Genomic DNA, 19,976 nt, shown 5'->3' on the forward strand with positions numbered 1-19,976 from the left:
CCAGAGCCAGAGCCAGAGCCAGAGCCAGAGCCAGAGCCAGAGCCAGAGGCAGAGGCAGAGGCGCACTCTGCGCAGGTTTCGGATGTGGCGCAGCCTGAACACCAAGAGGTCGATGCTCAAAGTATCGAGCCCGATGCTTCTGAAGCAGATGTATCGTCAGAAACGGTTGAGCCCCCGACACAGCAAGGCATTGTGGATGGGGGAAGCGCTTCAACGGTTGAACCGCCACAGATACCGACACAGCCTGATGCGCCAGTCGATTTTTCATCTCAGCCGTCTGGACTGAATGAAGGGACTATTACGTCCTCGGAAGATGCTGCGCAGGTGGCGTCGGCATGGCCGGAACGGCTGCATATGCAGTCTCGGTCAACGCAGGTCAGTTCTGACCAGTTGAAAGAAGCTTTCTGGGGCGTGCCGGAAATTCCGGCTTATTCTGCGACTGTTGAAAAAACAGAAGCGGAAAGCCAGCCAGAAATCGCGGGCGCAACAGTATCAACGCCTGAAAATGACCAACCTCCCATAACTGCCGCGCCGATTGCGGCGAGCACAGATCAGCCTGCGGGGAATGTTGGTGCTGTCGCGACCAGTCTGCCCAACAATGCCGCGCAGCCTGAAGGCTATACTCCTGTTTCACAGTCGCCTTCTGCATCGCAGCGGAGCAGCGTATTGTCTTCGGGTGAGGCGCTATCCAACCTGTTGTTGCAAGACGCTTTCTGGCGACGGGCGTGGATTGTCAGTGGCGTGGTTGCGGTATTAATTCTTATCGCCGCATGGCATTGGTGGGACGCCATTGTGCATGTTTGGCCTGCCGCCGCACGACTGCATCAACCCGGCTAAAACCGGGTTGGACATGGGGCAAAGTTGAGACGCAGATTTAGACGTTTTTTCCTGCGATCGTGGCCAGTGTAGCACCTGCAGCGGCCAGCCCCATAAGCAGAATACCATCCCAGATCAGGCCGCTGGCTGTCAGGTCGTGCCCGGCCACAACAATGTTCTGCGGAATAGCTGCTGCAACATTGCCAATCGCATCACGGGCCTGCGGATCAGCCGCAACAGCGACGTGTGACAGTGAGCCTACGACGGACGGCAGGGCTTTCCAGAGCACACCTGCTATCAGCAGCAAGGGGGCAAACAGTTCAGCAAGCTGCTGAAGAAAATAGAAAACGAAATAACAGGCAGACCAGATGCCCGTGCGGGCCAGCCGGAGTACTAAGGGAGAAGACTCGCCTTGCGCGGCAGACAGTAGCGATGGCCGGGAGTAATTGGCGTTAGGTGTGTGGTCCATGATCCTGTGGGTCCTTGGGCATAAAAAACATCATGCTGCGTGGGGGTAATCCAACAGGCACGCAGGCAAAGGCTGGCGGACTATACACGACAGTCGCAAACGATCACACCGCTACAGAAAAAACCCCGCCATCGCGTGTCCTCAAAGGTACGATAGAGGCAAAGGGGGACGCCCTGAAGAGAGTAAGCGGAGTCAGGTAACGTATTCGCGAGCGGGCGTGGCGTGAGGAAAATAGTTAGACTAAAACAACCCCTTAGGGGCACATATCAAAACGGCATGATGCCTATTGTTGCAGACAAAACGGATGAAAGCAGGAGCGCAGAGGCAGGACATTTTCATGAAAAAAGCCGCTTGGAGTGGTTTTCTGGCATCTGCCGTACGTCCTGACGCGAAACATCAATGAATTTTTTGTCGTGCACAATTTGGCTGGTTGGCGTTGAAGACGCTGAACAAGACCATTTTTCTGTATTGCTGACGCAACGCGGCTTTAGTGTTCGCACGCTGGCGGATGGAAAGTCAGCATTCCAAGCTTTTGATACCACTTTGCCAGACCTGCTGGTGGTATCAGCCTGCCTGCCCGATATGCCAGCGACGCAATTATGCCAAAGGCTCAGGCTGAATGCGGCTACGCGCGGTATTCCCGTTGTGGTGCTGACGGAACAAACCGACTCTGCCGTTGAGCGCGAAGTTCTGGAGCGCGGGGCGGATGCCTGTTTCAGTGCAAAAGGCGATCCGGTCTTTCTGATGTTCCGCATTTGCGCGCTGCTGCGGGAACATGATGATGATGTGCCCGTGCGCGATACTGTCTCTTTCCGACAACCCTCGGTTGTGGTGGTGACGGCACCTGGGGGCCTTTTATGGGCGTGGCAGGGGCCGGGGCAGAATGGTCAACCAAAAGTAATTGATCTTCTGCATCGGAACGGAGAATCCGTCACGCTGATTGAAGACCCTGACAGGCTTGATTTCTCCGGGCACGTTGCCGGGCAGGTGCACCCCGATTGCGTGGTGATAGATTTGTGCTGCCCGCTGTTTGATGGTCTGGCTCTGGCCAGAACATTGGTAGCCATGCGGCGGCGCAACCGGCAATGCACGCGCGTGCTGGCCATGACAGAAAGCGGACAGGTTTCCGGCCAACTGGCAACAGTGGTTTTCGGGGCCGGCGTGGATGATCTGGTCGATGCCGATATTACGCCTGACCTGTTGCTGGCGCGTATTGGCAGTCTGGTGCGGCGCAAGATTTTGCAGGACGAAATGCGCCGGGAAGAAGCGCATATCGAAAGTGCGCGCGCCCGTATGGCGCTGGCTGATGCGCTACGGCGTGTGAATGCGGATCTTGCTGCGGCCAACCGCAAATTGATCGAGGCACAGGCCAAGCTGGTGCAGTCGGCTAAAATGGCTTCCTTGGGGGAGCTTGCAGCCGGGATTGCGCATGAATTCAATAACCCGTTGGCTTTTGTTCTGGCGCATGAAGGCACCGTGAATCGCACCATTACCCGTGCCATGCAGGCAGTACGGGATGGCGATATGCAGACCGCCGAGACAGCGCTTGCCAAAAGTGGGGAACGCTTGGCGGCCTCCTTTGTCGGGCTATCACGTATGCGCGATCTGGTGACCAGCCTGCGCCGTTTTTCCCGGCTTGAGGAAGGGGAATTCACGAGGCTGGATGTGCCCGAAGCGCTGGCCATGGTCCTGACCCTGCTTGCACCCAAACTGGGGCAGGAAATACGGGTTATCAGCTCCCTTGAAGCACCGCCCGAACTGTTCTGTCAGGCTGCGTTGGTTAATCAGGTTGTTATGAATATTGTCAGCAATGCGGCTGATGCAATTTTAGAAAAACGCAGGGAAGAAAAGGGACAAGGGAAAATAAAAGTTGAAGAAGACATTATCGAAATTACATCCCGGCTGGAACCCGGAGCAGGGGACGAAGGCGGCCTAGATTATGTAATCCGCATCAGTGATACGGGGCCGGGTGTGCCCAAAAATCTACAGGAACGGATATTTGAACCGTTCTTTACAACAAAACCTGTAGGGTCAGGGACCGGGCTTGGATTGGCAACTGCGTATGGCGTTGTTCAGGCCCACGGTGGGAGTATTGTCGTGACTGACGCGCGGGAGAACGCAGGGGCATGTTTTACACTACGTGTGCCCTACAGGGCAGCAGAGGAGAGGCGGAGTGAGCACACTGCCTGACCCCGACCGGAAGGCCATTGTTCTTGTTGTGGATGATGAGCCTGAAATCCTTGTCGCGCTGACAGATCTTCTTGAAGAAAGCTATCATGTGCTGGCCGCGTCTTCGGGTGAGGCCGGGTTGGCTCTGCTTGAGCAACAGCCTGATGTTGCCGTGATTATTTCTGACCAGCGTATGCCCAACATGACGGGCGATGCCTTTCTGGCGCGCGCGCGGGCTCTCTCATCTGCCGGCGCCATTCTGCTGACGGGCTATGCCGATATTTCTGCGGTTGAGGCTGCGCTCAATCAGGGCAAGATATCGTTTTTTGCCTACAAGCCATGGGATGATGAAACCCTGCTGTCCATGGTGGCGCAGGCTGCTGGACGGTACGAACTTGAAAAAGATCTGGCGTGCGAGCAGCGGCTGTTGCGCGGATTGCTGGATAACCTGCCTTTTGGGCTTGGTTTCAAGGATGAAAAAGGGCGTTTCATTCGTCTGAACGAACAGATGGCGGCGCAGTTTGGCCGTTCAGTTGCAGAGTGCATTGGGCAACCTGAAGAGGCATTGATTGATGCTGAACGGCAGGAAAGTCTGAATGACGCTCAGCCCGTGCTTAACGCCGGGGGGCGAGACCAGCAGGTATTGAAGCTGACAAACCCCGCAGGACAGGCGCGGTGGCATGACCTGACCCGCGTGAAACTGGGTGACCGTACACAGGCCGAGGCCCAGAGTGCGCCGGGCGTGGATGGCATGGCGGATTATTCCATTCTGATAGATCGGGACGTGACGGATCTGCTTAATCTGGAGCAACGGTTGCGACAGGCGCAGAAAATGCAGGCCATAGGCACGCTGGCCGGCGGCGTGGCGCATGACTTCAATAATCTGCTGACTGCAATCATGGGTTCGCTTGAGCTTGTGATGGATCTTGAACCGCCGAAAGAGCCCGGTGTCAGTCGTCTGTTCCATAATGCGCTTGAAGCTGCCCGGCGTGGGGGGGCTTTGACGCAGAAGCTGCTTGATTTCAGCCGCCCGCGTCATCTTGCCTGCCATCAGGTTGATGTGCGTCAGGTGCTGCAAGACCTTCAGGGCTTTATGATGCGTGGGCAGGTGCCAAACGACATTCAGGCGGCACTGGGGGCGGACAGTCTTGAAGCGGCTACGCGTATTAGCGGTGTGCAGTTTGATATTCCGCCCGAAACGCTCCCGTTTGTATGGACAGACGCGGTGCAGCTTGAACTGGCAATCTTCAATCTGTGCGTCAACGCGCAGGACGCGCAGCCAGATGGGGGGGCTATCAGCGTTTCCGTCCGGACAGAAACCCGTCTGTTGGGCCGTAGCCCGACGGCGGCGGCAGGTGGAGCCTGGGTGGTGCTTCAGGTCATGGATCGCGGCGTTGGCATGACGGAGGAAATGCAGGCCCGCATTTTTGATCCTTTCTTTACAACCAAGGATATTGGGCGGGGCACGGGCCTTGGCCTGTCCATGATTTACGGCTTCATCAACCATTGCGGGGGTGAAGTGCGCGTGGAAAGCGTGCCGGGTGGGGGCACATCCATTGAATTGTGGCTGCCCGCCATGGCGGCAGATGTTAGCCCGACGCCTGCAACAGTCACGCCGTTATCCATCGTGCCAGACCGTCCTGCGCTACCTGACGTGCAGCCGGGCCGTAAAATTCTGGTTGTGGATGATGAAGCCGGTGTGCGCGCTGTGACAGCGGGCTTTTTGCGTCGTGCAGGGTATGATGTGCTTGAAGCCTCCAGCGGGGCGGAAGCCTTGAACATGGTGCAGGCTGAGCAGAATATCTCGCTGGTGGTCATGGATGTCATGATGCCGGGGATGAATGGAGATGAAGCGGCCCGCCGCATACAAGTGCTGCGGCCGGACCTGCGGGTTCTGTTTGTGACCGGTTACACGGATCTGGGGCTTCTGCCTGCGGGTGTCACTGTTTTGCACAAACCGTACACGCGGGATGCGCTGCTGGGAGATGTAAGGGCAATGCTGGCTGCGTGATCTGCCCCCTTGTGCTGGCGGATGGAAAGCCTATTTCTTTCTACCATGCAAAGCTATCATACAGCCCAATCCTCGCATGATCCCGTCGGATGGCACGGGACAACTATCCTCTGTGTTCGGCGTGGCCCGGATGTTGCCATGGCGGGTGATGGTCAGGTCACACTTGGCCAGACCGTTATCAAGGGTAACGCCCGTAAAGTGCGGCGTATTGGCCCGTCTGGCTCCATTCTGGCTGGTTTTGCCGGGGCCACGGCAGATGCGTTTACCTTGCTGGAGCGGCTGGAAGCCAAGCTGGAACGGTACCCAAACCAGCTTGAGCGCGCCTGTGTCGAACTGGCAAAGGACTGGCGGACTGACCGTTACCTGCGCCGACTAGAAGCCATGATGGCCGTGGCCGATGCTGACCATTCCTACACCCTCACTGGTAATGGCGATGTTCTGGAACCTGAAGATGGGATTATTGCCATTGGGTCAGGCGGAAATTACGCGCTCTCCGCAGCCCGTGCCCTGCTGACAGTTGATGGGCTGGGGGCGGAAGAAATTGCCCGTCGCGCCATGAAAATTGCCGGGGATATTTGTGTGTACACAAACCATTCGGTGCGTGTTGAAACTCTTTCAACCGGAACGGCAGAAAAGGGGGCTGAATAATGGACGCACCGACATTTTCACCCCGAGAAATTGTCTCTGAACTTGACCGGTTCATTGTGGGGCAGGGGGATGCAAAACGGGCTGTGGCTATTGCCATGCGCAACCGGTGGCGGCGCGCGCAACTGAATGAGGGGTTGCGCGAAGAAGTTGTTCCCAAAAACATTCTTATGATTGGCCCGACAGGCTGCGGTAAAACGGAAATTGCCCGCAGACTGGCCAAGCTGGCGCAGGCTCCTTTCTTGAAGGTTGAAGCCACAAAATTCACGGAAGTGGGGTACGTTGGCCGCGACGTGGACAGCATTATCCGGGATCTGGTTGAAGCCTCCATCACCATGCTGCGCGATGTAAAGCGTCGTGATGTAACCGTAAAAGCGGAACAGGCTGCGGAAGATCGGTTGGTCGAGGCCTTGGTTGGGCAAGGTGCCGCAGCAGAGACCAAGAATAAATTCCGCACCATGCTGCGCAATGGCGAACTTGAAGACAAGGAAGTAGACATAGCCGTTGTTGAAGCCGCCCCACAGGGTGGTGGGGATATGCCCGGCGTCATGCCAGGTAACGTCATCAACTTTGGCGAGATGATGAAAGGCTTCATGAACCGCACCCCCCAGCAGCGTCGCCTAAAAGTGGCGGCCGCACGCGAGTATCTGGTGCGGGAGGAAGCAGACAAACTGCTGGATAATGAAGCCCTGACGCGGGAAGCCGTGGCCCACGCGCAGGATAACGGGATCGTCTTTATTGATGAGATTGATAAAGTTTGCGCCCGGGCCTCAGAAAGTGGTGCGCGCGGAGGGGATGTTTCCCGCGAAGGCGTGCAGCGTGATCTGCTGCCGTTAATTGAGGGCACAACGGTTTCAACCAAATATGGACCGGTGAAAACGGACCATATTCTGTTTATTGCATCCGGTGCATTTCATCTGGCCAAGCCGTCTGATCTGCTGCCTGAACTCCAGGGGCGTTTGCCCATTCGTGTGGAATTGCAGCCCCTAACACGTGATGATCTGCGCTGTATTCTCACAGACCCTGAACATTCATTGCTCAAGCAATATACAGCGTTAATGGGCACCGAAGGTGTCAGCCTCTCGTTCTCGGATGGGGCAGTGGATGCGCTAGCTGAACTGGCGGCAGACATTAACGAACGGGTTGAAAATATTGGGGCACGGCGACTGGCCACCGTGCTTGAAAAACTTCTGGAGGAAATCTCCTTCACGGCGTCAGACCGGAAAGGGGATGCTATTGTTGTGGAAGCATCGCTTGTGAACGAAAAAGTTGCCCCCTTGGCCCGCAAGGGTGATCTCAGCCGGTTTATTCTGTGATGGAGGCTCCCTTTGTCTTACCTGCGGAAGAAACCGCAGCCGAAGCCATTGATACCATTCGTGACGAACTGGAACTGTTTGATGACTGGATGGAGCGGTACCAGTACATCATAGAAATGGGCCGTAAACTGCCACCCTTCCCAAAGGAATGGTGTGATGACGCTCATCGTGTCCCTGGTTGCCAAAGCCAGGTGTGGCTGGAGGCCAAACAGGAAGACGGCATATTGTATTTTGCCGGATTATCTGATGCGGCCATCGTGTGTGGGCTGGTTGCCTTGCTGCTGCGTGTTTATTCAGGCCGTAGCAGTGAAGAAATTATGGCAACAGACCCCAAATTTCTGCGAGATCTTGGATTGGTGCAGGCGCTGTCTACCAATCGTGGAAACGGGGTGGAAGCCATGGCCCGCGCCATCCGGTCTGCCGCAGCAACGCAGGAGGCGTAGCCTTTTATCAGGCTAATAGGTCGTTATTTGTGAGTCTGATATCTGTGCCCCGTGTGTCGGTTAGAAACTGTTACACGGGGTATATTTATTTTCTGATGACGTCTCATACAATCATCATCAGGAAATAGAACCGACTAAAAAATCGAAATAAAAAACCGGCAGATTGGTTTGATCTGCCGGTTTTTTGCAGGTTTTGTTTGGTAAAAATCCAGCGTTAAGCTGATTTTTTCTCAGAAAGACCTTTCAAAACATCTGCTGGGCGAATGGGTTGATGGCGCAGGCGTACACCCACGGCATTGAAAACGGCATTGGCAATGGCCGCGCCAATGGTCGTTACACCGGGTTCGCCAAGGCCCATGGGCTTTTCGGTGCTTTCTACAAATTCAATGTCCATCTCTGGCGTGTCAGAGATACGGAGGGGAGTGTAGGTGTTCAGGTTACGGTCACGCACGTTGCCGTTGACGATTTCCGTATTTTCGAACAACGCCATGCTGACGCCCCACAAAGCACCGCCTTCGGTCTGTGCCATAGCCCCATTGGGGTCAATGATGGTACCAGCATCTAGCACCAGCCAGATTTTCTGACAGGTGACAACGCCAGTTTTGCGGTCAACATGCACCTGAACAGCACCAGCCGTCCATGTTGGCATGGCGCGTTCCTGACCGAATGTGGTGGCAATACCAATTGCCGTATCAGCAGGCAGTTGTGTTTTGCCATACCCACATTTTTCCACCAGTCGCTTCAGCACATTGGCTTGACGGGTCGCCCCCCCAACCGAATCAGGTGCTTTGCCCGCATTGCGGCCTTTGGCGGTCAGCAGGGACAGGCGGAAGTCAACAGGGTCCACACCTTTTTCATGGGCCAGTTCGTCAAGGAACGCTTCATGAGCCCACGGCGTCCAGCCAGAACTGACCGAACGCAACCAACCGGGACGGAAGGTGGCGTCTGCCAGATCATTATCAAGCGCACGCACGCGCATGGGGCCGACGTCATACCAATGGTCAGCGCCCGCAATGGCAAACTGATCATACGCTTTGCCATCAGCACCTTTTTCCATAAAGGCTGCGGCCATGACCCGTGTAGGCCAGCCAGCAGAAGCGTGATGCTCCCAGCCTTTGGGGGTCTTGTTTTCATCCAGCGCCACACGAACGGTCTGAATGGAAGGAGACCGGAACGAGTCAAACTGCATATCATCGGACCGGGTCAGAATCAGTTTGACCGGTTTACCCTCAAGCGCCTTGGAAATCAGGGCTGCTGGTACCGCGTAGTCTCCGTTCAGGCGGCGGCCAAAACCACCCCCGAGCAGATAGCTGCGCATGACAACGTCTGTTTCTTTGACCTGAAGCGCCTTGGCAATCACGGGCAGGAACAGAGACTGCCACTGGTTGCCGCAATGGATTTCCCATTTTCCATCCTGAAAACGGGCCAGCGCGTTCATGGGTTCAAGCTGATAATGCAGGACGGATGCGCAAGTATAAGTGCGCTCAAACACCTGCTTGGCGGAAGAAAAAGCTTCATCCACTCCGGCATCGTTGAACACGCAGGAGCCACCGCTTTTTTCAGCAATCTGCTTGCGGCCGTGCTCAATAATGTCATTTTCAGACACATTGGCCGTTTTGCCCGGCGTCCATGTTACTTTCAGCAGGTCAGTCGCACGGATTGCTGCGGGGTAGGATGATGCCAGCACAGCCACCCAGCCAGGCACCGTGTCAGATGGATCATCAAGCACAATGTAGCGCAGATAGCCTTTGACTTTTTTGGCTTCGCTATCATCAACGGAAACAACTTTGGAGCCATAGCGTGTGGGCGGCATTTTGGGGCGTGCATACACCATGCCATCCAGCTTGGCGTCGATGCCGTAAATGGCAGAACCATCAGTTTTTGCTGGGATATCCAGCGCCTTGACATCCTTGCCAATCAGGCGACGTTCAGACGCAGGCTTCAGCGTCAGCTTGGCCATTTCGTCCGGGCTATAGGTGCGGGTTGGGTGCGCACGGCTGACAATTTCACCAAAGGAAATTGATTTGCCGCCAGCAATGACCCGGCCGTTACGCGCAACACAGTTGGCAGCAGAGGTGCCAAGCAGCTTTGCGCCTTCTTCAATCATGACAGTGCGGGCGGCAGCCCCTGCCTGACGGAAGGTATCCCACGTCATCCAGACAGACCAGGAACCACCGGTGACCATCAGGCCCCATTTGGGGTCTGTATCAACCTGCGTGATTTTAACCTTGTCCCAGTCGGCTTCCATTTCATCCGCGATGATACGCGCCAGGGCGGTGCCCACATGCTGGCCCATTTCCGCACGGATAACATTGATATTCACCACGCCATCCGGGGCTATTGAACACCAGATGGTGGGTTCAAAGGCACCGTTGCCGGGCATACCGGCACTGGCCGGGAAAACCTGCGCGGCTTTGCCTTCGCGGGCGAAGCCAAACATGAAGGCCGAGCCAACAGCAGTCAGCAGAAAGCCACGGCGGCTGGTGGTCAGGCCTGCCTTGCGATCCTGCTGGGCTGCAATGCGTTCCAGTTTACCCATGTGATGCTGTCTCCTCACGCATGGCGGCGGCCGCTTTCTTGATAGCCTTACGGATGCGGATATACGTCATGCAGCGGCACAGGCTGCCACCCATCACGCCATCAATCTGCTCATCCGTTGGGTCCGGATAGTCTTTCAGCAGGCTGGCGGCCTGCATAATCTGGCCGGACTGGCAGTAGCCGCATTGTGGAACCTGAATGTCCCGCCATGCTTCCTGCACCGGGTGTTTGCCTTCCGGATGCAGGCCTTCAATGGTTGTCACATCCGCCCCGGCAATGGAGCTGACGGGCGTAATGCAGGACCGCGTTGCCCGGCCCCCTACATGCACGGTGCAGGCACCGCACTGACCCACACCACACCCAAATTTTGTTCCCGTCTGGTCCAGCTCATCACGCAGGGCCCAGAGCAGAGGGGTATCATCTGGCACATCGACGCTGACGTCACGGCCATTGAGTTTGAACTTGATCATGTCTGGCTCCGTGTGCCGTCTCAGTGAGAAGAATTGACAGGAATGGACTTGACGGTCTCGCGCGCCTCAGCGGCCTTCTTCTCAAGGTCTTTCCACGGCGGCAGGGTTGTGCGTGTGCGGCGCAGATAGGCTGCAATCCGGGCCATATCAGCATCTGACAGAGCATTGTAGAAGCTGGGCATCGCAATGCCGGACTGGCCTTCTTCCGCCGTCAGGCCACGCAGCATGACCTGGAACAGGTTGGTCGGTTCGTCCAGCCACAATGCGTTGTTCAGCGCCAGATCCGGGCGCCCCAGAACGGGCGAGGGTGCCGAATTGTAATGGCAGGCTGCGCAGGCACCCTGATACAGTTTGGCGTCCGGGTCCACGTTGGGGCCAATCAGGTCGATTTTGGATTGCTCCATAGCGTGGGCCAGTGCGGCTTTGTCATGTTTTGACCGCTCGGCAGAATGGGCCACGTCTGCATAGTAATGGGCAATCGCATGCACATCATATTCCGGCACGGTCGAGAGGAAGCGATGCGGAATTGGGGACATGGGGCCACCAGCCGGGCCATGCAGCGGTGCAACGCCAAAGCGCAGATACTGGTACAGTTCGTCTTCAGTCCATGCGGTTGGGGTCGGGTTCTTGTCATTCAGCGGCGGAGCAATCCAGCCGTCAACAACAGCGCCGTCATACATGGAACCCTTCTTTTCAGCGCCCATGAAGTTACGTGGCGTATGGCAGGCCCCACAATGGGCATTGCCTTCAGCCAGATAGGCTCCGCGGTTCCACAAGGCATCATGGCTTGGGTCTGGTTTGTAAACGCCGGGGGTGAAGAACATCAGCTTCCATGCTGCCTGACCAATACGCAGGCTGAGGGGGAAGGGCAGTTCATTCGGACGGCGTGCCATATGCACGGGGGGGCGTGTCATCAGGTAGGCGTACAGATCGGAAATGTCCTGATCTGTCATTTTGGTGAAGTGATCGTAAGGGAAGGCCGGGATCAGATGCACACCCTGACGGGACACACCCAGACGCATGGCGCGACGCAGGGCTTCTTCAGACCATTGGCCAATCCCCATTTCCGGGTCTGGTGTAATGTTTGAAGAATAAATAGCCCCGAATGGTGTTTCCATCCGGTAGTCACCAGCCAGTTCCGGGCCACCGCCCATGTCTGTGCGGGTATGACATTCTGCACAGTAGCCTTCAGCCGCAACAATGCGCCCGCGCTCAATCTGCTCAGCCGAGAAGCTTTTTGCTGCCGGTGGTTCAATGGTGGCAATAGGCGGGTACCACGCATAATACAGGAAGCCAAATCCACCAAGGATACCGGCTCCGACCACTCCGGCTAAGAGACGTTTGATCACTCTACCCCCAATCCAATGAAGACAATGCCGCGCCAACGCAAAAAGATTGCCAAAGCAATCTTTCCTCCCACGCGTTGGGACACTGATCTAAAGGCCCGTTATTTCTTGAAGATAACGCTTATCTGGAATTGAGTGGCAAATAAACGCATAGGTTAGGGCTGTGAGCACTAAAAAATGAATAAGATTTATTTGGCTCACGGAAATGTCAGAGAAAACCGCAGTTCTTTTCTATATCTATATTTCAATGAATATAGATAATTGCTTTTTTGCATGCATGCCATGCATCGAATTTATGGGCTGCGCGTGTCTTTTACACATCAGAAAAGCCGCCTGACGACGCAGCACCTCCCCCGCCCACGTAGTCCGCAGGCGGGGGAGGAGACGTGGTCAGAGAGCCAGATTTGTCAGAGTTTTCCGCACACCCTGATCCCGAATGTCTTTGCGTAACGCCACAACGTCTTCGGCAAAATCTGGATAGTTGGCTAGATCCCAGCCGGAGAACACGGGCATCTGAAGGCCTGCGGCGAGGTCATCTTCCAACGCGAGTGCCTTTGCCGTTGCTGGCAAGCCCGGTTCAGAAAGTTTGTACTGTGTATGGCTTTCTGTTTCACCACGCAGATATTCAAGGAAACAGGCAACGCCGAAAGCCAGGCGGCGATGGTCTTTCCCAGCATGCAGTATCCCTTTGACTGTATCGGTCCAGAACACGGGCAGTTTGGATGCGCTGTCTGACGCAATGCGCAGAAGCTGATCCCCAACAGCCGGATTACGGAAACGGTGCAGCACCTGATGAGCATAATCCTGAAGGGAAACACCATCAGGGGGCGTGATGAAGGGGGAGGCATCTTCAGCCAGAAACTGTTCAAGGAGCGTCGTCAGGGCTGTGTCAGCCATGGCGTCTGGCACTGTATCGTAATCCATCAACAGGCCGGGCAGCGCCAGCATGGAGTGGGATGCGTTGAGCATCCGCAGCTTCACCTGCTCGTAGGGTGCGACATCGGATGTAAATTGAACGCCAACGGCTTCCAATTCTGGGCGGCCTGCGCAGAAAGACTCTTCCACAACCCATTGGGTAAAGTCTTCTGCAAAAAGTGGCATCTTGTCCGCAACGCCACTCAATTTATCCAGACGGGCGACATCGTCTGCCGAAACGGATGGTGTGATCCGGTCAACCATGGTGGATGGGAAGGTGACGTTTTCTTTAATCCACGCGCCCAGTTCTGCGTCTCGGGCGGTGGCGTAGGTGCAGAACGCCGTGCGGGCAACGGTGCCGTTATCACGCAGGTTGTCACAGGTCATAACCGTAAAGGGCCCAACACCCCTCTCACGGCGCAGGCGCAGTGCTTCGGTGACAAGGCCAAATGCGGTTTCTGGTACGTCGCGCTTCAGGTCTTCGGCAATAGCTGGGTCATTCAGCAGGAACTGACCATTGGCATCCACATAATAGCCACCTTCGGTAATTGTCAGGCTGACAATTTTAATGGCTGGGTCTGCCAGGCGCTTAATGGCGGCTTTGCGGTCCTTGGCTGCCTGTACATATTCCGTAATGGCGCCCAGAACACGGGTGGTATGCTCCCCATCTGTGGCAAACTCGGTCAGGGTATAGAGGCCATCCTGTTCTGCCATAATAGCGGCACGGCGGGTTTCCCGCTCGTTATCACGCAGCCCGATCCCGACTATTGCCCAATCCTGCTGGCCGTCACGGGCCAGAACGCGGTCAACATACAACGCCTGATGCGCCCGGTGAAAATTTCCTACGGCCAGATGCGCAATGCCGGGGGTTGTTTTCTGACGATCATAAGCAGGGGTGAGAACCTGCGGCGGAAGTTGTTTGAGGGTGGCGTTGGAAAGGGGAGTCATGAAAAAGGCATACCTCACTAAGGTGATCACGCCGCAAAGGGCATGAAGGGTGAAAAGGGCGCAAAAGCCTGCAAACTGGGTGCATTACGCACAGTAAGCCAGATCAGGCTGCGAGTGTGAAAGCGCGATACTGGGCACAGGGTTGCGTAAACCCGACGGGTGCAAAGACCGGCAAAGGATATGTAAACCGCCACTGTAAACGCGGCTGGTTACTGCTTCAGCAGGCATAAGCAGCCTGACTGCCTGCTGGGTATAGCATACTTCGGCGCAAAAATCTCGGCAGAGTGTGGCTTGAAAAAGTTCGGGCTTTCCGTTAAGGCAAGCCCTTCGCACACGCGCCCGGGCTTGTGGGGCATGCCCGGCCGTGTTCTGTCATCCTTTCGGGGGTGGCGCGGTTTCGAACTTTCAGGAGTACAGAAATGCCCAAGATGAAGACCAAATCGTCGGTCAAAAAGCGGTTCAAGATTACCGCAACCGGCAAGGTGCTCTCAGGCCCATGTGGCAAACGCCATGGCATGATCAAGCGTCCGCAGAAAATGAAGCGCACCAACCGTGGTCCCCAGACCATGACACCGCAGGACGGTCGTACCGTCAAGCAGTGGGCACCCTACGGGCTGGTTTGAGGAGCATCTAAGATATGGCACGTGTAAAACGCGGTGTAACAACCCACGCTCGTCACAAAAAAGTCCTGGACATGTCCAAGGGCTTTCGTGGCCGGTCTTCTACAAACTACCGTATTGCTCTGGAACGGCTCGAAAAGTCTCTTCAGTACGCATACCGTGACCGCCGGAACAAAAAGCGCGAATTCCGCGCTCTGTGGATCCAGCGTATCAATGCTGCTGTGCGTGAGCACGGCCTGACCTACAGCCGTTTCATCAACGGTCTGGACAAGGCTGGCATTGAAATCGACCGTAAGGTTCTGGCCGCCATCGCTTATGATGATGCCGCAACCTTCGCTGAAATCGTGAAGAAAGCTCAGGCTGCTCTGGCTGCCTAAGTTTCTGGCCGATTAAGGTTTCGAAAAAGGCCGTCCGCACAGGGCGGCCTTTTTTGTTTCTATATGGTCTGGCGCGCCCGTGGCTGCATTTTGTGGTCGGTCTCTACCCAATAAAGGCGGGTTTTCTTAGCTTGGGGGTTTTCTCTCTGCGTGGGAGAGAGTATCCGCCCTATTAGCGTATTTTCCCCTCGCGTGAGGTTTCATGAGCGACGATCTTGAGATTCTTCGGCAGGAAGTCCTGTCCGAACTGACTGGTGCCGCAGATATGCGGGCCTGGGATGCCATACGGGTTGGCACTCTTGGAAAATCAGGGCGTCTTACGGCGTTGCTCAAAGCGCTGGGGAAGATGGCACCTGATGAGCGTAAAGCCCGTGGCGTAGCGTTAAATCGCCTGCGTGATGACCTGACACGCGCTATTGAAGACCGTGGGCAGGTGCTTGAAGCCGCGGCTCTTGAAGCGCGTCTTGTGGCGGAACGTGTTGACGTCAGCCTGCCGCCACCGCCTGCTGCGCAAGGATTTATTCATCCGATTGCGCGCGCGGTAGAAGAAATGACAGCCATTTTCGGGGCGATGGGCTTCAGTGTGGCTGAAGGCCCAGATATTGAAACCGACTGGCATAATTTCTCGGCGCTGAACACGCCCGACCACCATCCGGCGCGCACGGATCATGACACCTTCTATCTGCCGCCTGCTCCGGGGCTGGATGTAACCCGCGTGTTGCGCACCCAGACGTCTGGCGTGCAGATCCGCACCATGCTGGCGCAGAAACCGCCAATTCGCGTGATCTGCCCCGGCCGGACATACCGTGCCGACCATGACGCCACACATTCCCCCATGTTCCATCAGTGCGAGGGGCTGGTTGTCGGGCAGGGGATTACGCTTGGGCACCTGAAAGGCTGTCTGATCGAATTTCTGCGGGTATTTTTTGATAAGCCTGATCTGCCCGTACGGTTCCGGTCGTCCTACTTCCCGTTCACTGAACCATCGATGGAAGTGGATATTGGGTGGTCTCGCCGCACCGGGGAAATCGGTGGCGGTGAAGACTGGCTGGAAGTCTTGGGCTCCGGCATGGTGCATGCCCGCGTGCTGGCTAACTGTGGGCTGGACCCGCGTGAATGGCAGGGCTTTGCCTTTGGTATGGGCATTGAACGTCTGACCATGCTGAAGAACGGTATTCCTGATCTTCGGTCGTTCTATGAAAGTGATATTCGCTGGCTGCGTCATTACGGGTCTGACCCGCTTGCGCCCGCACTGCTGCACGAAGGGGTGTAAGAGATGAAGTTCACACTGTCCTGGCTGTATGATCATCTTGAAACATCTGCCACATTGCCTGAAATCTGCGCCAAACTGAACCAGATTGGGCTTGAGGTCGAAGGCGTTGAAAATCGCGGTGCGGCGATTGAACCGTTCCTGACCGCCCGTATTCTGGAAGCAACCCAACACCCCAATGCAGACCGCCTTCAGGTATGCCGTGTTGATGCGGGCCCGGGTTTTCAGGATGTACAGGTTGTGTGCGGTGCCCCTAATGCGCGCGCGGGTCTGGCGGTTATTTTCGCCCCACCGGGTACGTATGTTCCGGGACTGGATATCACCATCAAGGCCGGTAAAATTCGTGGCGAGGCAAGCGGCGGCATGCTGTGCTCCCTGCGCGAACTGGGCTTGGGTGAAGAAAGCAACGGCATTGCCGAACTGCCTGACGATACATTGCCAGGCCAGTCTTATGCCGACTTTGCTGGTCTGGATGATGTTGTCATTGAAATTGCCATCACGCCCAACCGTGGTGATGCCCTGAGCGTGTGCGGCATTGCGCGTGATCTTGCAGCGGCCGGGCTTGGCACATTACGTCCGTGGCTGGCTGAGACTGTCGATGGCACGTTTACGTCGCCTATCGTGTGGGAAAACACATATACGGAAGCGTGCCCTTGGGTGCTGGGGCGCACTATTCGGGGTGTGAAAAACGGCCCTAGCCCGGAATGGCTGCGGCGCAAGCTGGAAAGCGTTGGCCTACGCTCCATTTCCACACTGGTCGATATCACCAACTATTTCTGCTTTGATCTGGGGCGGCCACTGCACGTTTTTGACGTGAACAAGCTGTCCGGTGGCCGTCTGATTGTCTGCCGTGGTGAAGGGGAAACCTTTCGGGCGCTGGATGGTCAGGATTACATCGTCACCCCAGATGATTGCGTTATTACCGACGCAAATGGTGTACAGTCTCTGGCCGGGATTATGGGCGGAGAAGCTTCGGGCGCGGATGACGCCACGACTGATGTGTTTGTGGAATGTGCGTTGTTTGACGCCGTGAGTATTGCCCTGAGTGCGCGGCGGGTCGGTATTTCGTCTGATTCCAGCTACCGGTTTGAACGCGGTGTGGACCCGGCATTACCTGTTGCCGCGCTGGAAGCCGCAACGCGCCTGATTATTGATCTGTGCGGAGGGGAAGCCAGCGAAGTTGTTTCTGCTGGCGCACAGCCAGAATGGCAGCGTGACGCATCCCTGCGTTTCAAACGCATGCAGGATCTGGGTGGGTTGGATGTGCCTGCGCAGGAAAGTGTGTCGCTGCTTGAAAAGCTTGGTTTTGAAGTGCGCGACCAGACGGATGACGCTGTGCGCGTCAATGTGCCGTCATGGCGGAATGACATTGCCCAGAAGCCCGTTCTGGCACAGGGAGCAGATATTGCACCGGACGCAGCGGCAAAAGCGGCTGAGGGTGTAAGCCAGATTGAAGCGGAAAGTGATCTGGTGGAGGAAATTCTGCGTCTGAAAGGGTTGGACAGAGTGCCTGCCGTGCCTCTGCCGCCCATCTCTGTTGTACCGGGTACGGCTTTGACGCCACGGCAGGCCCGTGCTGCACGCGCACGGCGTATTCTGGCAGCACGCGGACTGGTTGAAACCGTGGGGTTCTCCTTTGTCTCGCACGAAGAAGCGTTGCGCTTCGGTGGGGCACCTGACAGCCTGCGTCTTCTTAACCCCATTGCCTCTGATCTTGATCAGATGCGCCCAACACCCATGGTCAATCTGGTGTCTGCCGCGCAGCGCAACAGTGCGCGTGGCTGGGCAGATATCGGGTTGTTTGAGGTCGGGCCAGCATTTTCTGAAAACGGCCAGCAGCTTGTGGCCGCTGGCGTGCGGGTGGGCCATACGCCACGGTATCCGGGGCAGGAAAGTGGAGCGGTCTCCTTGTGGGCTGCAAAAGCGGATGCCCTTGAATTGCTGACCCAGCTTGGCATCGCGCCCGAAGCGCTGAATACAACAACAGACGCACCATCATGGTACCATCCGGGCCGGTCTGGCGTGTTGCGGCAGGGGCCAAAAAACATTCTGGCCTATTTTGGTGAGCTTCATCCCTCCCTGCTTCAGGCAGAAGGCATTGATGTGCCGGTGGTTGGGTTTGAAGTGTTGATGGACGCTGTGCCAGACCCGAAGCGCCGCAAGAAATCTGCTCCCAAGCTTTCGGCGTTCCAGCCTGTGCGCCGCGACTTTGCTTTTGTGGTGGAGCGTGATGTTCCGGCAGAAAACCTGCTTCGTGCCGTGCGGGGTGCTGACCGCACTCTGGTCACGAATGTCAGCCTGTTTGACGTGTATGAAGGGCCGCATGTTCCGGAAGGGTATCGCTCCATTGGGGTTGAAGTGACACTTCAGCCAGTGGAAAAAAGCCTGACAGATGCGGAACTTGAAGCCGTGTCTGAGCGGATTGTTGCGGCCGTTGCCAAAACAACAGGCGCAACACTGCGTTAAGATCAGCAGACTGACGATAAGGGGAGAAACTGGATTATGATGCGGCGTGCAAATTTTTTCGGTCTTCCCGTCTGTCGTCTATCTGGGCTTGCGGCTTTAGTTGTATCTGTCGCCGCAGTGGGCTGGTCACAGCCTGCTATGGCTGCGGAGGAAGTAACGGGTGCGGGGTCAAGTTTTGCCGCACCGCTGTATGAGGCGTGGTCAGCAGCGTCCTCAACCAAGACGGGTGTGCGTGTAAATTATCAGACCATTGGGTCTGGCGCAGGGCAGAATCAGGTGTTGGCCGGTACTGTCGCTTTCGGGGCATCAGATGCTCCCATGGCACCAGAACGGCTGACGTCCGGGAAATTGATGCAGTTCCCTACGGCTATTGGGGGCGTGGTTATTATAGTTAATGTGCCGGGCGTGCCGGACGGAAGCCTGCGGTTGAATGGGCCAATTCTGGCAGGCCTGTATGATGGCAGCATCACCGCCTGGAATGATGAGCGTATAGCGGCTCTCAATCCGGGTATAACCCTGCCAGATCTGGCGGTCGCACCGCTGCATCGGGCTGATGGATCTGGCACAACCTATGTTTTCACAGATTACCTCAGCCGCGTTGCGCCAGAATGGTTGAAGCGGGTGGGGAAAGGCACATCCGTTGCATGGCCCATGGGCGCGGGTGCGCGGGGAAATGACGGTATTGCGTCCTATGTGCGCAATACAGAAGGTAGCTTGGGCTACGTGGAATACGCGTATGCCGAACGCAATCACCTCGCCACGGTCCAGTTACAGAACCGGGCGGGAGATTTTGTTGCTCCTACCGCAGAAAGTTTTACCAAAGCAGCCGACGCCGCCACATGGGATGATAATACGCTGACTGCGTCATTGTGTGACACAAACGGTCAAGGGGCATGGCCTATTGTCACCACGACTTATGCGCTGATACCACGCGACAGCCTGAATAAATCAAGAGGTAAAGCGGTTAGCCGTTTCTTCGGCTGGGGCCTGACAGACGGTGAAGCAGAAAGCCGCAAACTGGATTATGTGCCCGTTCCCGTGCGTATTCGTAATGTAGTTTTACATCGGTTGAATGGTTGAAAAGCTGAGTAATTAAATAGATAAAAGCAAGTCATCATTGTTCGGAGCCTTGAATACAGTATCAGATACTCAAGGCT

Annotated in this window: 15 protein-coding genes and 1 pseudogene; 11 read left to right on the top strand and 5 right to left on the bottom strand. The window is 56.1% G+C overall.

The window, feature by feature from the left end:
- Nucleotides 1–837, top strand: a pseudogene (locus tag Abin_RS00970) (hypothetical protein); the annotation flags it as partial.
- A gap of 37 nt (nt 838–874) precedes the next feature.
- Here Abin_RS00970 and Abin_RS00975 read toward each other — a convergent pair.
- On the bottom strand, nt 875–1,285 hold the full coding sequence (locus Abin_RS00975; protein WP_048844506.1) for a hypothetical protein: 411 nt from the start codon (nt 1,283–1,285) through the stop codon (nt 875–877).
- Nucleotides 1,286–1,684: 399 nt separating this feature from the next.
- Here Abin_RS00975 and Abin_RS00980 point away from each other — a divergent pair, with 399 nt between their 5' ends.
- From Abin_RS00980 to Abin_RS01000, 5 genes are read left to right on the top strand one after another with little or no spacing between them, the layout of a single operon-like run.
- Nucleotides 1,685–3,475: an ATP-binding protein gene (locus Abin_RS00980; protein WP_048844507.1), complete on the top strand. Its 1,791-nt coding sequence runs from the start codon at nt 1,685–1,687 to the stop codon at nt 3,473–3,475.
- Nucleotides 3,459–5,465, top strand: a complete 2,007-nt coding sequence (locus tag Abin_RS00985; protein WP_048844508.1) for a response regulator — start codon at nt 3,459–3,461, stop codon at nt 5,463–5,465. The genes Abin_RS00980 and Abin_RS00985 overlap by 17 nt, the downstream gene beginning before the upstream one ends.
- A 45-nt stretch (nt 5,466–5,510) precedes the next feature.
- Nucleotides 5,511–6,113, top strand: coding sequence for an ATP-dependent protease subunit HslV (gene hslV / locus Abin_RS00990; RefSeq protein WP_048844509.1), 603 nt, complete (start codon nt 5,511–5,513; stop codon nt 6,111–6,113).
- The gene (hslU, locus tag Abin_RS00995; RefSeq protein ID WP_048844510.1) at nt 6,113–7,426 is read left to right on the top strand and encodes an ATP-dependent protease ATPase subunit HslU; all 1,314 of its coding nucleotides are present in this window, start codon (nt 6,113–6,115) and stop codon (nt 7,424–7,426) included. Before hslV ends, hslU begins: the two co-directional genes overlap by 1 nt.
- Nucleotides 7,426–7,869 carry a SufE family protein gene (locus Abin_RS01000; RefSeq protein WP_048844511.1) on the top strand — a complete coding sequence of 148 codons (444 nt, stop codon included), beginning with the start codon at nt 7,426–7,428 and terminating at the stop codon, nt 7,867–7,869. Before hslU ends, Abin_RS01000 begins: the two co-directional genes overlap by 1 nt.
- Before the next feature lie 214 nt (nt 7,870–8,083).
- On the opposite strand, the gene Abin_RS01005 is transcribed toward Abin_RS01000, so the two are convergent.
- The 4 genes from Abin_RS01005 to Abin_RS01020 form a co-directional block, all read right to left on the bottom strand.
- A complete protein-coding gene (locus Abin_RS01005) occupies nt 8,084–10,408 on the bottom strand; it encodes a xanthine dehydrogenase family protein molybdopterin-binding subunit (RefSeq protein WP_048844512.1) in 2,325 nt (774 codons plus the stop codon).
- On the bottom strand, nt 10,401–10,877 hold the full coding sequence (locus tag Abin_RS01010; RefSeq protein WP_048844513.1) for a (2Fe-2S)-binding protein: 477 nt from the start codon (nt 10,875–10,877) through the stop codon (nt 10,401–10,403). The genes Abin_RS01005 and Abin_RS01010 overlap by 8 nt, the downstream gene beginning before the upstream one ends.
- A 20-nt stretch (nt 10,878–10,897) precedes the next feature.
- Nucleotides 10,898–12,226, bottom strand: coding sequence for a c-type cytochrome (locus Abin_RS01015; protein ID WP_048844514.1), 1,329 nt, complete (start codon nt 12,224–12,226; stop codon nt 10,898–10,900).
- 387 nt (nt 12,227–12,613) lie between these two features.
- Nucleotides 12,614–14,086, bottom strand: a complete 1,473-nt coding sequence (locus Abin_RS01020) for a mannitol dehydrogenase family protein (protein WP_048844515.1) — start codon at nt 14,084–14,086, stop codon at nt 12,614–12,616.
- Nucleotides 14,087–14,505: 419 nt separating this feature from the next.
- Between Abin_RS01020 and rpmI the strand changes: the two genes are divergently transcribed.
- From rpmI to pstS, 5 genes are all read left to right on the top strand, one after another.
- A complete protein-coding gene (gene rpmI, locus Abin_RS01025) occupies nt 14,506–14,709 on the top strand; it encodes a 50S ribosomal protein L35 (protein WP_048844516.1) in 204 nt (67 codons plus the stop codon).
- Nucleotides 14,710–14,723: 14 nt separating this feature from the next.
- Nucleotides 14,724–15,083, top strand: coding sequence for a 50S ribosomal protein L20 (gene rplT / locus Abin_RS01030; RefSeq protein ID WP_048844517.1), 360 nt, complete (start codon nt 14,724–14,726; stop codon nt 15,081–15,083).
- Nucleotides 15,084–15,285: 202 nt separating this feature from the next.
- Entirely contained in the window at nt 15,286–16,356 is a 1,071-nt protein-coding gene (pheS, locus tag Abin_RS01035) for a phenylalanine--tRNA ligase subunit alpha (RefSeq protein ID WP_048844518.1), read from the top strand.
- A gap of 3 nt (nt 16,357–16,359) precedes the next feature.
- Nucleotides 16,360–18,819 (top strand): phenylalanine--tRNA ligase subunit beta, encoded by a 2,460-nt coding sequence (pheT, locus tag Abin_RS01040; RefSeq protein WP_048844519.1) that lies wholly within the window; start codon nt 16,360–16,362, stop codon nt 18,817–18,819.
- A gap of 36 nt (nt 18,820–18,855) precedes the next feature.
- A complete protein-coding gene (pstS, locus tag Abin_RS01045) occupies nt 18,856–19,899 on the top strand; it encodes a phosphate ABC transporter substrate-binding protein PstS (protein WP_146867710.1) in 1,044 nt (347 codons plus the stop codon).
- The last annotated feature ends 77 nt before the right edge of the window (nt 19,900–19,976 follow it).

Origin of the sequence: Acetobacter indonesiensis (assembly GCF_000963945.1) — a bacterium.
Taxonomy (GTDB): domain Bacteria; phylum Pseudomonadota; class Alphaproteobacteria; order Acetobacterales; family Acetobacteraceae; genus Acetobacter; species Acetobacter indonesiensis.

Bases quoted from the DNA above. Each gene is read 5' to 3' on its own strand.
- Abin_RS00975 (WP_048844506.1), bottom strand. From the start codon at position 1,285: ATGGACCACACACCTAACGCCAATTACTCCCGGCCATCGCTACTGTCT.
- Abin_RS00980 (WP_048844507.1), top strand. From the start codon at position 1,685: ATGAATTTTTTGTCGTGCACAATTTGGCTGGTTGGCGTTGAAGACGCT.
- hslV (WP_048844509.1), top strand. From the start codon at position 5,511: ATGCAAAGCTATCATACAGCCCAATCCTCGCATGATCCCGTCGGATGG.
- hslU (WP_048844510.1), top strand. From the start codon at position 6,113: ATGGACGCACCGACATTTTCACCCCGAGAAATTGTCTCTGAACTTGAC.
- Abin_RS01000 (WP_048844511.1), top strand. From the start codon at position 7,426: ATGGAGGCTCCCTTTGTCTTACCTGCGGAAGAAACCGCAGCCGAAGCC.
- Abin_RS01005 (WP_048844512.1), bottom strand. From the start codon at position 10,408: ATGGGTAAACTGGAACGCATTGCAGCCCAGCAGGATCGCAAGGCAGGC.
- Abin_RS01010 (WP_048844513.1), bottom strand. From the start codon at position 10,877: ATGATCAAGTTCAAACTCAATGGCCGTGACGTCAGCGTCGATGTGCCA.
- Abin_RS01020 (WP_048844515.1), bottom strand. From the start codon at position 14,086: ATGACTCCCCTTTCCAACGCCACCCTCAAACAACTTCCGCCGCAGGTT.
- rpmI (WP_048844516.1), top strand. From the start codon at position 14,506: ATGCCCAAGATGAAGACCAAATCGTCGGTCAAAAAGCGGTTCAAGATT.
- rplT (WP_048844517.1), top strand. From the start codon at position 14,724: ATGGCACGTGTAAAACGCGGTGTAACAACCCACGCTCGTCACAAAAAA.
- pheS (WP_048844518.1), top strand. From the start codon at position 15,286: ATGAGCGACGATCTTGAGATTCTTCGGCAGGAAGTCCTGTCCGAACTG.
- pheT (WP_048844519.1), top strand. From the start codon at position 16,360: ATGAAGTTCACACTGTCCTGGCTGTATGATCATCTTGAAACATCTGCC.
- pstS (WP_146867710.1), top strand. From the start codon at position 18,856: ATGATGCGGCGTGCAAATTTTTTCGGTCTTCCCGTCTGTCGTCTATCT.